The sequence below is a fragment of the Mycobacterium paraffinicum genome (genome assembly GCF_001907675.1).
Lineage (GTDB): Bacteria > Actinomycetota > Actinomycetes > Mycobacteriales > Mycobacteriaceae > Mycobacterium > Mycobacterium paraffinicum_A.
The window spans coordinates 22436-34061 of the sequence record NZ_MPNT01000039.1; the positions used below are offsets into that span (position 1 = coordinate 22436).

Here is an 11626-nt window from a genome sequence, read left to right on the forward strand (position 1 = left end):
GTGAGCTGATGGCATTGCGTGTGCACTGGCGGCGGCGATCGTGGAGCTGTGGCGCCCGCTCACGCTCAAAGCCGCTGACACACCCGAGCTGCGCCAAGCGAACGCGGTTAAGCTGGTCGGCATGCCTGCTCGCACCGCGCTTTCCCCCGGAGAGTTGTCCCCAACTCTGCCGGTGCCCGGCCGCATCCCCCGCCCGGAATACGCCTGGAAGTCCAGCGTGCGCGAGGGCAGCGAGCCGTGGGTGCAGACGCCGGAGGTGATCGAGAAGATGCGGGTCGCCGGCCGGATCGCGGCGGGCGCCCTGCAGGAGGCGGGCAAAGCCGTGGCGCCGGGGGTGACGACCGATGAACTGGACCGGATCGCCCACGAGTACATGATCGACCACGGCGCCTACCCGTCGACCTTGGGCTACAAGGGCTTCCCGAAGTCGTGCTGCACGTCGCTCAACGAGGTCATCTGCCACGGCATCCCCGACTCGACGGTGATCGCCGACGGCGACATCGTCAACATCGACGTCACGGCCTACATCGACGGGGTGCACGGCGACACCAACGCGACGTTCCTCGCCGGCGACGTCTCCGAGGAGCACCGGCTGCTGGTGGAGCGCACCCGGGAGGCGACGATGCGCGCGATCAACGCCGTCAAGCCGGGACGGGCGCTTTCGGTCGTCGGCCGCGTCATCGAGGCCTACGCGAATCGGTTCGGCTACAACGTGGTTCGCGACTTCACCGGGCACGGCATCGGCACCACGTTCCACAACGGCTTGGTGGTGCTGCACTACGACCAGCCGTCGGTGACCACCATCATGCAGCCGGGCATGACATTCACCATCGAACCGATGATCAACCTCGGAAGCCTGGACTACGAGATCTGGGACGACGGGTGGACCGTGGTCACCAAGGACCGCAAGTGGACCGCGCAGTTCGAGCACACCCTGCTGGTGACCGACACCGGCGTCGAAATCCTCACCTCCGTTTAAGAGAGCCATGAACCCTTGAGCGGGGCGCTGCTGGTCGCCGGCACCAGCTCCGACGCCGGGAAATCGGTGGTGGTCGCGGGCCTGTGCCGGTTGCTGGCGCGCGGCGGCGTTCGGGTGGCGCCGTTCAAGGCGCAGAACATGTCCAACAACTCCGTGGTCACCGTCGAGGGCGGCGAGATCGGCCGGGCACAGGCATTGCAGGCGCGGGCGGCGGGGCTGGAGCCCAGCGTGCGGTTCAATCCGATCCTGCTCAAGCCGGGCAGCGATCGGTCGTCGCAGCTGGTGATCCGGGGCCAGGTCGCCGATTCGGTCACGGCGGCAAGCTATGTGGAGCATCGCGACCGCCTCGCGGGGATCGTCGCGGACGAATTATCCGGCCTGCGTGACGAATTCGATGCCGTCATCTGCGAAGGCGCTGGCTCGCCAGCCGAAATTAATTTGCGTGCCACGGATTTGGCCAACATGGGCCTGGCCAGGGCCGCGGACCTGCCGGTGATCCTGGTTGGTGACATCGACCGCGGCGGGCTGCTCGCCCACCTGTTCGGGACGGTCGCCGTGCTCGATCCCGACGACCAAGAGCTGATCGCCGGCTTCGTGGTCAACAAATTCCGCGGCGATCCCGCTCTGCTGGAACCCGGGCTGCGGCAACTGCAGGCGATGACCGGGCGCCCGACCTACGGGGTGCTGCCGTACTCCGACGAGTTGTGGCTGGACGCCGAGGACTCGTTGTCGGTGGTCGCGCACCGCATCGTCGGCACCCCGGCGCCGCCGCGCGGGCGCCAGTGGCTGCGGGTGGCCGCGATCCGGCTGCCCCGGATCTCCAACTCCACCGACGTCGAGGCGCTGGCGTGCGAACCGGGCGTCGTCGTGCGCTGGACCACCGACTCCGCCGACCTGGCCGACACCGACCTGGTCGTGATTCCCGGGAGCAAATCCACCGTCGCCGACCTGGCCTGGCTACGCGACGGCGGCCTGGCCGACGCGATCACCGCGCACGCCGCGGCCGGCAAGCCGGTGCTGGGAATCTGCGGGGGCTTCCAGATGCTGTGCCGGCGCATCGACGACACCGTGGAGTCCGGGGCGGGCAGCGTCGCGGGGCTGGGGCTGTTGAACGCGGATATCGCCTTCGGCGAGGCCAAGGTTCTGCGTCGCTGGCCACGGCCGCTCGCCGGCTACGAAATCCATCACGGCCGGGTGTCGCGCTGCGCCGAGGCGAGCTGGTTCGGCGCGGAGGCCGGGCGCGACTGCGAACCGCACGGCCTCGCGCGGGGCGCGGTCTTCGGTACCCACTGGCATGGCCTGCTCGACAACGACGACTTCCGCCGCGCCTGGCTCACCGGCGTCGCGGCCGCAGCGGGCCGCGGCGGGTTCGTCGTCGCCCACACCGACGTCTCCGCGCGACGCGACGCCCAGCTGGACACGGTCGCCGATCTGCTGGCCGACCATCTCGACATCGACGCGGTTCTCGGCCTGCTCGACGGTCCGCGGCCACGCCGACCACACATCGCAACCCAGTTGCGGCCGTAGGGGGTTCACGGTATGAGCACGCACCACCATCGAATTTACGGCGACGCAAAACCCGTTGGGCGCGCACGGAATTCGACAAATCCTCGCGCGCGCACGCCGAACCGCTGTAGCGTGCGTTAATGCCCTCAATGATGACCACGCTCGACGGGTTCCCCGTCCCGGTGGCGGTGGCTGGTCCCGAGCAGGGCGTCGTGGTGGTCATCCTGGGGGACGAGGAACGCGTTCCCGCCGCGTACGACGCGGTCTGCGAACGTCTGCACACGGCATCGCTGCGGACCGTTGTCATCGGACTCGACGCGCGCCTGACCCCCAAGTCGGTGATCGGCATCCTCGACGCGCTGGGAATCGGCTGGGCCGTGGTGGTGGGCGACCGCGCCGGCGGCGACCTGGCCTGGGAATTGGCGGCGACGAAGCTGGGCCGGTTCGTCGGCCTGGTCGTGATCGACCGCGGGCACCCGCGGGCGGCCGACCGCGACGGTGTGGTTCGCGACGGCCACTGCCCGCCGGTGGAGATCGGCACCACCGTGCTGGTCAGTTCTCCGGCGGCGCGCGCGGTGGCCCGCGCCAGCCAGCAGTACGTCTACGCGGAATACCGCGTGGTGCACCTGGGGAGGCGCACGGTGCAGGAGTCGACGGCACAGTTGGCCGCCGAGATCGTGCTGCGCACCAGTACCTGGTAAGCCGACCAGGCGCGCCGAAGGCTCACTCGCACAAGCGCTTTGCCGGCCGCTCCGCGCACCGTCGAGCGCGGGCGGCACCGATCAGCCCGGGGCGGTACCGTGTCGAACGGAGCCCGGAGCGCCTGCGCTGAGCGGTCGCTCGACATGAAATCGGGAAAGGACGCGCGGTTGTGAACGCCCCAGGGCGCCCGGTGGTGGGCCTGACCTCATACCTGGAGCGGGTCCGGACCGGGATCTGGGACATGCCCGCGGGCTACCTGCCCGCCGATTACTTCCAGGGCGTCGTCATGGCCGGCGGGGCCGCGGTATTGCTGCCACCCCAACCGGCGGAACCGCAGACCGTCGGTTCGATCCTGGACGGCCTGCACGCCCTGGTGATCACCGGCGGCTACGACCTGGACCCCGCCGGGTATGGCCAGCGCCCGCATCCGAGCACCGACCGGCCGCGCGCCGACCGCGACGCCTGGGAGTTCGCATTGTTGCGCGGCGCGCTGGACCGGGGCTTGCCGGTGCTGGGCATCTGCCGCGGCGCGCAGGTCCTCAACGTGGCGCTCGGCGGCACGCTGCACCAGCACCTGCCCGACGTCCTCGGCCACGACGGCCATCGCGCGGGCAACGGCGTGTTCACGAAATTGCCGGTGCGCACGGTTGCGGGCAGCCGGCTGGCCGCTCTGGTGGGGGAGTCCACCGCCGCGCTGTGTTACCACCATCAGGCGATCGACAAGGTCGGCGAGGGCCTCGTGGTCAGCGCCCGGGACTCCGACGGCGTGGTCGAGGCGCTGGAGCTGCCCGGTGACAGCTTTGTCCTTGCGGTGCAATGGCATCCGGAACAGTCCCTGGACGACATGCGCCTTTTCGCCGCGATCGTGGACGCCGCGCGGTCCTACGCGACCGCGCGAGCTGAGCGCGGCTAGGCGACCGTTCCCGGGCAGACCGCCAGCGGCGCCGCGGCCGCCACCCAGGCCCGGGGTACCGATAACGCCCCGACCGACGTCGCGCGCCCGCGGGCCAGGGTGATCGCCGCGTCGAGCGCCGCGCGCCGATTGGGCAGCAGGCATTGCAGGGCGGCCGCCTTGTTGAGCGAATTCAGGTGGGCGATCGCGACACCCGACGGCGCCGTCAGAGAGCTCAGTTTCGACAGTTGGCAGGTCGCCGACGCGAGGGAGACGTCGAATGTGGCCAGCGGAGACGAGGACAGCGCCCGCAGCGCGCCGGGGACCGCGGAGATCAACTGCCGACCGGCGGCCACGACCTCCGGAGCCGAGTCCAGCGCCCACGTGCCGTGCGCCGCGCGGCCGGGCGGCAAGCTGAACGCGGTGAGGTCCGCGGCGTCCGCCGAGGCTTCGGCGTAGTCGTACATGGCCGCGGCGCCCCGGGCCCACATCCGCTCGTACTCGGCCTCGGTGTCCGCGATCGCCGGACCGGCCAGGCCCAGGGGATTCGCCAGGATCAGCGACCTGAGCAGCACGCGATTGGCGGCGATCGTCGGCGGCGGCACCGTCGCCGCCAACGCCGTCTCGTGCGCACGCGCCGCCGCGGCGGCCTGGGCGGCCGCCTGCTCGGCCCGCATCGCCGTGGCGCTGAGCCATTCGACATAGGACGCCGTGCCTTGCGGCGCGGGTGCGGGGCCCTGCCAGTCGGCGACCAGCTTCGAGGTCACCGCCCGGTAATCCGCGACCGCGGTGTGCAGCCGAGTGGCCAGCCGGGCCCAGGCGTCCGCGGCTTCGGTCATCGACCGCGAACCGGGGCCGTCATGGAGTTGGCCGGAGATGACCTCGGGTGGGAGCGTGGTGAAATTCATAGCTATCTCTGCCTAACGACGGCGCGCTAAGCCCGGAACGTGGACTCTTCTGTTGGGACGTAGGCGCGGGGGTTACAGGCCGACTTGCAATTGCGGCAGTGCGGCGACGGCGGTTGCCGCGGGTTGCCTAGCCGTCAGCAACGAGCGACGCAGAGCTGCGTCAACAGATGCCGGTGCAGTGGCACCGCCCCGGGCGCACGCGACGGGGGACGGGGAAGCCGAAACGCGGCGGCCGCGAACGAAGTCGGTAACGGCGAGTCCAGCGACGGTGGTGACGAGCGCGCCCACGTAGGCGGCCGGTCCCGCGTCATCCACGCGTTCTTGGTGGTGCTGTGATGCGTCGGCGCGGAGCCGGAGGAAAAGTGTTGCGCGCCAAGGCCCATGTCGCTGGTATGCACCCGCGCCGGATCGACCCCGGGATGCGCGGCTCCCTGGGCCACGGCAAGGTGCGGCGGCCCGACGCCGGCCACGGCGGTCCCGCGCGACGCCCAGCCCGCGGTCACCGCGCAGAACACGCACAGCGCCGCGACGATCGCGATGGCTGACCGCCATCGCCGATCTCCAAGGGCGCCTTCGACTGTCACAGTGGCCCGAACTTACAACACCAGGCTTGGGCGCCAACGCCTGCGAGCTGTGAAAACGATCAAAGTCCGGTGTGGGTTTCACGATCACCCGACCGATGTCGCTCCCGGGGTGATGCCGGCCACGCCCCCGGCGCCGATGCCGGCAGCGATCAACGGTCGGTGGCGGGGGATTTGACAGCGATCAGCGGGATGGCCATCTCGGCGGGTGTCGCCGCGCCGTGAAAACCTATGAGGCGGGCCGATTCCGGCGGTTCGTGCCCCGTGGCCAGCACGGCGGCGTCGCCGGTGCAGACGGCGACGACGTCACCGATACGCGGCAGGTGCGCCGGGCTGACCCGCCCGAACATCCCGGTCGCCACGGCCTGGTCGCGGCTGTAGATGTGCGCCCGGCCGTCGAGTACTTCGCTCCAGGCGGCCTGGACATCCGCCGCCGCACCCCGTTCGGTGTGCAGGTAACGGACCCGCGGTTCGCCGGCGACGACGCGGACCCCCGCACCCAGCCGCGGATCGGTGTCGAGATCCACCCGCGCGCCGGGTGGAACGTTGAAACCGCCGTGGTCGGCGGTCACCAGCAGCGCCGCGGTCGGGGGCAGCGCCTCGACCAGCCGGGTCAGCAGCGTGTCGACCTGGGCAGCGGCGTCGTGCCATTGGGGCGATCCGACGCCGAAGGCGTGGGCCGCGGTGTCCAGGGCCGCGGTGTAGCCGTAGACCAGTCCCGGCCCCGTCCGCAACTCGTCGGCGACCCGCTGGGCGTTGTCGTCCGTCGGCTGGATCGGGCGGAATTCGGCGCCCCGGTACGCCGCGTCGGTCAGCCCGCTACCCATGAACGCGGCTGGCAACACGGCCCGCGCGCTGACGCCGGCCTGGTTGAGCCGCCCGAACCAGGTCGGTAACGGCTGCCACTCGGTGTGCGGTGGGTCGTCGCGCCAGAGGATGTGGTTGATCACCCGGTCCGAGCCGGGAACGTTGAGCGTGAACCCAAGGATCCCGTGCTCGCCCGGCTGCGCCCCCGTGCCCATCGACACCAGGCTGGTCGGGGTGGTCGACGGAAAGGTGCAGGTGAGCTCCGTGAGGCGGCCTACCTGGCCCGCCGCCACGGCGGCCAGCAGCGGCGCGCTGCCGGCCAGCTCGCCGAGCAGGTGCCACCCCAGGCCGTCGACCAGCACGACCGCGACGCGATCGACCTGGTCGGCGCCGAGCCAATCGGTCAGGCCCAGCTTGTCGACGGCGCCCGGCGCGCCGAGCAGCGCCCCGGCGGCGGGCAACACATCGCAGAGGGAACCAGGCACGGGGGCCAGTCTGGCACGGGCCGACCCCCAATGGCGGCGACCCGCCTCGCCCGGCAGGGCCGCGCTCGCGATCACCGCTAAACATGCGCCAGTCGCTCGCTCGTCACGCGCAGCTGGCGATCGGTGGCGTCGGCGAGGGCGCTTACCTGTTGCGCGCCGAGCCGGCCGCACAGCCGCCCCCAGTGCAACGCGACCTCGTCGCCGGCGGCCACGTCGGGCACGGCGCTGTAGCCGTCGGTCCAGACGTCGAACGACCGGGTCGATGGTTCGGACAGCGCCAGCGCCTGACCGTCGAGCACCAGGTGCCGGCACCGCACCTCGATCCGGTCGTGGTCGCGGGTGAGCACGGTCCCCCAGGTGATGCGGCAGTTGTCGAGCACCTTGAGGGGATGCTCGTCCATACCCCGGCCCAAAAACCGCGTCCACGGGTACACGCCGAACACATGGAAACTGTGATTGGCGGCGGCCTCCCGGGCGAGGTCCGGCGTCAGGTGTGACCAGTAGCGGCCCGCCTGCGGGCCGATGATCGCGAGCAACGCGTCGAAGAACCTTTGCGGGTCAAGGTCGGCCCCGACGCCGCCGCCCAGCCAGTACGACTCGACCAGTCGATAGTCCAGCGGGTCGGCGATCCCGGTCAGCGCCGACAGCACCCGCAGGTACGGCCAGGCCCCGGAGAACTTGGTCGCCGCCCGGCGCACCTCGTCCTGCGAACCGTCGCGCAGGGTGGCGCCCAGCGGGGGCCCGCAATAGCCCAGCGCGTTGGGCGCGTGGGCGTAGCGGGCGAACATCTCCACGCCGCGGCTGTCGGGTGTCACGCTCGGCCGACGAGCTTGACGGCGTCACGGTGCAACCGGCCGAAGTTGTAGTAGGCCGCGCACGCCCCCTCGGGGGACACCATGCAGGTGCCGATCGGGGTCTCCGGGGTGCACGCGGTCCCGAAAACCTTGCATTCCCAAGGCTTCAGCACGCCCTTGAGCACCTCGCCGCACTGGCACGCCTTGGGGTCTGCGACCCGCACGCCGGGCATCGAGAATCGCAACTCGGCGTCGAATCCCGCGAAGTCGTCGTGCAGCCGCAGCGCGCTCTGGGAGATGAAGCCCAGCCCGCGCCATTCGAAGTGGGGACGTAATGCAAAAACCTTGCCCATCAACGCCAGAGCGGCCGGGTTGCCGTGTTCGGGCACCACGCGCGTGTACTGGTTCTCCACCTCGCAGCGGCCCTCGCGGATTTGAGTCAACAGCATCGCGACCGCCGCCAGGATGTCCAGCGGCTCAAAGCCGGCCACCACCAACGGCTTTCGGTACACCTCGGGCACGAACCGGTAGGGGCGGTTGCCCACCACCGTCGAGACGTGTCCCGGGCCGATGAACCCCGACAGCCGCAGGTCCGGCGACTCCAGGATGGCCTTGATCGGCGGAACGATCATCACGTGGTTGCAGAACACGCTGAAATTGGTCAGCGCCAGGTCTCGCGCCCGCACCAGGGTCACGGCCGTCGACGGCGCGGTGGTCTCGAACCCGATGGCGAAGAACACCACATGCTTGTCGGGATTGTCGAGCGCGATCTTCAGCGCGTCCAGCGGCGAGTAGACGAATCGTACGTCGGCGCCGCGCGCCTTGGCGTCCAACAGGCTGCCGTTCGAGCCGGGCACGCGCATCATGTCGCCGAAGCAAGTGAAGATCACGTCGGGCTGGCCGGCCAGCCACATCGCGTCGTCGATGCGGCCCATCGGGATCACGCATACCGGGCACCCGGGGCCGTGCACCAGTTCGACGTTCTCGGGCAGCAGGTGTTCGATGCCATGCCGGTAGATGGTGTGCGTGTGCCCGCCGCACACCTCCATGAACTTGAACTGCTCACCGTCGGTGCCGGCCAAACGCCCGATGGCGCCCAGCAGCTTTCGCGCCGCGGCCGGATCACGGAACTCGTCAACGAATTTCATGGCCCCTCCTGGTCAGACGATCGACGACGAGTCGAAGGCCTGGATCTCGGTGTCGTAGGCGTCCCCGAGTTTCTGAACGGCGGCCAGGGTGAGCAGCGCCTCCGTCTCGTCGATCTTGGCCATCGCGAACCCGACGTGGACAAGGACCCAGTCGTCGGGCTCGGGCATGTCGTCCTGAAGCAGCCGCACGCTGATGGTGCGCTGCACGCCGCTGACGTCGACCTTCGCCAAATAGTTTGCGGGATCAGTGATCTCGACGATCCGGCCCGGAATTCCAAGACACATGCGCGCCTCCCTTCCTTTCTTGTCGCCACCCGCCACGCCTAACAGATTCGCGGCAGCGGATCCCCGACGAGCATGTCGACGATCCGCGTCCCGCCGAACCCGGTGCGCAGCACCACGCTTTCGGCCGGCTCGGCGACGATTTCCCCGACCTCGGCCGCGTCGGCGCCCAGGGGGTGCGCCCGCAGCGCGGCCAGCCCGGCGTCGGCCTCCTCCGGCGCGACGACCGCGACGAACTTGCCCTCGTTGGCGACGTAGAGCGGGTCGATGCCGAGCAGCTCGCACGCGCCGTTGACCATGGGCCGCACGGGAAGTCGCTCCTCTTCGAGCAGCACCCCCAGACCGCAGGCCTGGGCCAGTTCGTTGCAGACGGTGCCCACCCCGCCTCGCGTCGCGTCGCGCATCCACCGGGTCGACGGCGCGGCAGCCAGCAACAGCTCCACCAGCGGGCTGACCGAAGCGGTGTCGGACGCGATGTCGGCCTCGATGGCCAGATCGCCGCGCGCCAGCATGACCGCCATGCCGTGGTCGCCCATCGACCCCGACAGCAGCAGCTTGTCGCCGGGCCGCACCGCCGCCGAAGACAGCGCGCGTCCCGCCGGAATGACACCGGCTCCGGCGGTGGTGACGAACACGCCGTCCGCGGCGCCCCTGGGCACCACCTTCGTGTCGCCGGTGACGATACGCACGCCCGCAGTGGCGGCCGCCGCCGCCATGTCGGCGACGATCTCCTTCAATTCGCCGATGGGGAAGCCCTCTTCGAGCACGAACGCCGCCGAGATCCACGACGGCACGGCGCCGGCCATCGCGAGGTCGTTGCAGGTGCCGTGCACGGCGAGCGCGCCGAGCGAGCCGCCGGGAAAGCGTCTGGGCTTCACCACGAACGAGTCCGTGGACATGGCCAGGCGCTCGCCGCCAGGCAGCGTCAGGATCGCGCTGTCTCCGAGCGACTCCAGCAGGGGGTTGCGGAACGCCTCCATGAACACGGCGTCCACCAGCGCCGCGGAGGCCTTGCCGCCGGCGCCGTGCGCCAGCGTCACGTGGTCGTCGAGCAAGCGCGGGCGGCGCCTGCGGAACGACCCGATCCGCTCGATCACCTCGCCCTCGGCGAACCGCGGCCCCGACGAAAGGTATTCGCCCGCCGGTTTGTTCATGCCGCCCCCAAACCTTGCTCGCCGCGCAGATGTCGATGCACGCTCAGCCACAGCTGGTAGCCGAGCAGCGCCTGTGATTCCTGGATCCGGTGCACGCTTTGCGAACGAACGACGAAGCAGGCGTCCACGTTCGGGTTGTTCGCGAACGCGCCGCCGTCGTAGCCGGCGAACCCGACGGTGTAGAGGCCGCGTTGACGCGCCTCGGCCAGCGCGGCGAGCAGGTTGGGCGAGCCGCCGCTGGTGGACATCGCGATCGCGATGTCACCGGCGGCCGCACGGGCGATCAACTGACGGGCGAACACCAACTCGAATCCGACGTCGTTGCCCAGTGCGGTCAGGATCGCCTGGTCGGTGGTCAGCGGCCACGCGGGTAACGGCTTGCCGGCCGGTGGCCGGGCGAACAGCCTTGCCAGCGTGGCGGAATCGGTGCAGCTGCCGCCGTTTCCGAAGGTGAACATGCGCCCGCCCGCCGCGAAGCGGCGCGCCAGTTCGGCGGCGGCCTGACCGAGCAGAGCGGCATTGGCTTCCAGCGTCGAGCGCCGCAGCGCCAGGCTCTCGGCCGCCTTGGCCTGCGCCGACGCGGCCAGGTCGGCCAGCAGCGCGGCGGGATCGTCTTCCTGGGCGTCGATGAAGGGGTACAGGAAGTTGGTGGGCTCGTCGGCGTCGCGGCTCATCGGTCCTCCTCGTCCAGTCTGCCGATCGCCATGCCGGCGTGCACCAGCATCAGGTCCCCGGCGGCGACCGGTTCGATCAGCGTGGTCACCACGGTCTCGACGCCCCGCGCGGTGCGCACGACGGCGTGCCCGTCGGCCGACGCCGTCACCGCCTCGCCGGGGCGTCCCTCGTCGCCGCAGGTCACGCAAACCGACTCGGGGCCTTCGGGTTTGAGCAGACCGGGATGCTCGAAACACACGTGGGTCAGTTCCCACAGCAGGTGGTAGAACAGCACGAAACCACCGGTCGCGGGCACGCGTGGATCGGGGTCGTCGAGCCACAGCACGTGGTCGGCCATGCCCGCCGTGGGTCGTTCGCCGCTGCCGATCCAGATCGTGGTGGCGCCCCATGCGGGGGCGCGCCGCATCACCGAGCGGACCGGTGCCTCCTCGGCACCGGAAACGGCGACGACGATGTCGCCGGGGCGCACGGAGACCCGCACCAGGTCCACCAGGTCGGGTCCGGTCAGCGCCACCGCGGGCAGCGCCCGTTTGCCCATGATGACCGGGTGGACGAATTCGACCGCGATGTGCAGCGCGTGCGGTTCCCACGACGGTGCGATGGACCACATGGTGGCGCCCGCGGCGAAGCGCTTGGCGAGTGTGAAGGCGGTGGCGGCGAGGTCTTCGGCCAGTTCGGCGCCCAGCCCGCGGTCGATGGCCGTGGTGGTCATG

Annotated in this window: 13 protein-coding genes; 4 read left to right on the forward strand and 9 right to left on the reverse strand. The window is 70.5% G+C overall.

What is annotated here, in order from left to right; all coding sequences use genetic code 11:
* Positions 1–121 precede the first annotated feature (121 nt).
* From map to BRW65_RS26910, 4 genes are all read left to right on the forward strand, one after another.
* A complete protein-coding gene (map, locus tag BRW65_RS26895; protein WP_073879965.1) occupies positions 122–979 on the forward strand; it encodes a type I methionyl aminopeptidase in 858 nt (285 codons plus the stop codon).
* 15 nt (positions 980–994) lie between these two features.
* Complete coding sequence (locus BRW65_RS26900; RefSeq protein WP_073879921.1) at positions 995–2506, forward strand: cobyric acid synthase; 1512 nt, start codon at positions 995–997, stop codon at positions 2504–2506.
* Between the two features lie 119 nt (positions 2507–2625).
* The gene (locus BRW65_RS26905; RefSeq protein ID WP_073879923.1) at positions 2626–3186 is read left to right on the forward strand and encodes an alpha/beta hydrolase; all 561 of its coding nucleotides are present in this window, start codon (positions 2626–2628) and stop codon (positions 3184–3186) included.
* Between the two features lie 149 nt (positions 3187–3335).
* A complete protein-coding gene (locus tag BRW65_RS26910; RefSeq protein WP_244168226.1) occupies positions 3336–4100 on the forward strand; it encodes a gamma-glutamyl-gamma-aminobutyrate hydrolase family protein in 765 nt (254 codons plus the stop codon).
* Here the strand turns inward: BRW65_RS26910 and BRW65_RS26915 are convergent.
* The 9 genes from BRW65_RS26915 to BRW65_RS26955 form a co-directional block, all read right to left on the reverse strand.
* Complete coding sequence (locus BRW65_RS26915; RefSeq protein WP_073879925.1) at positions 4097–4987, reverse strand: PPE family protein; 891 nt, start codon at positions 4985–4987, stop codon at positions 4097–4099. The genes BRW65_RS26910 and BRW65_RS26915 overlap by 4 nt on opposite strands.
* A gap of 134 nt (positions 4988–5121) precedes the next feature.
* Positions 5122–5571: a hypothetical protein gene (locus BRW65_RS26920; RefSeq protein ID WP_073879926.1), complete on the reverse strand. Its 450-nt coding sequence runs from the start codon at positions 5569–5571 to the stop codon at positions 5122–5124.
* Between the two features lie 149 nt (positions 5572–5720).
* Positions 5721–6860, reverse strand: a complete 1140-nt coding sequence (locus BRW65_RS26925; protein ID WP_073879969.1) for an alkaline phosphatase family protein — start codon at positions 6858–6860, stop codon at positions 5721–5723.
* Positions 6861–6937: 77 nt separating this feature from the next.
* Positions 6938–7675, reverse strand: coding sequence for a DUF6390 family protein (locus BRW65_RS26930; RefSeq protein ID WP_279627701.1), 738 nt, complete (start codon positions 7673–7675; stop codon positions 6938–6940).
* Complete coding sequence (hypD, locus tag BRW65_RS26935) at positions 7672–8802, reverse strand: hydrogenase formation protein HypD (protein ID WP_073879928.1); 1131 nt, start codon at positions 8800–8802, stop codon at positions 7672–7674. Before hypD ends, BRW65_RS26930 begins: the two co-directional genes overlap by 4 nt.
* A gap of 12 nt (positions 8803–8814) precedes the next feature.
* A complete protein-coding gene (locus tag BRW65_RS26940; protein WP_073879973.1) occupies positions 8815–9087 on the reverse strand; it encodes a HypC/HybG/HupF family hydrogenase formation chaperone in 273 nt (90 codons plus the stop codon).
* A 38-nt stretch (positions 9088–9125) separates the two neighbouring features.
* Positions 9126–10238 carry a hydrogenase expression/formation protein HypE gene (gene hypE, locus BRW65_RS26945; RefSeq protein ID WP_073879930.1) on the reverse strand — a complete coding sequence of 371 codons (1113 nt, stop codon included), beginning with the start codon at positions 10236–10238 and terminating at the stop codon, positions 9126–9128.
* Positions 10235–10912: a D-sedoheptulose-7-phosphate isomerase gene (locus tag BRW65_RS26950; protein WP_073879932.1), complete on the reverse strand. Its 678-nt coding sequence runs from the start codon at positions 10910–10912 to the stop codon at positions 10235–10237. The genes hypE and BRW65_RS26950 overlap by 4 nt, the downstream gene beginning before the upstream one ends.
* The gene (locus tag BRW65_RS26955) at positions 10909–11625 is read right to left on the reverse strand and encodes a HypC/HybG/HupF family hydrogenase formation chaperone (protein WP_073879934.1); all 717 of its coding nucleotides are present in this window, start codon (positions 11623–11625) and stop codon (positions 10909–10911) included. Before BRW65_RS26955 ends, BRW65_RS26950 begins: the two co-directional genes overlap by 4 nt.
* Between the last annotated feature and the right edge of the window lies 1 nt (position 11626).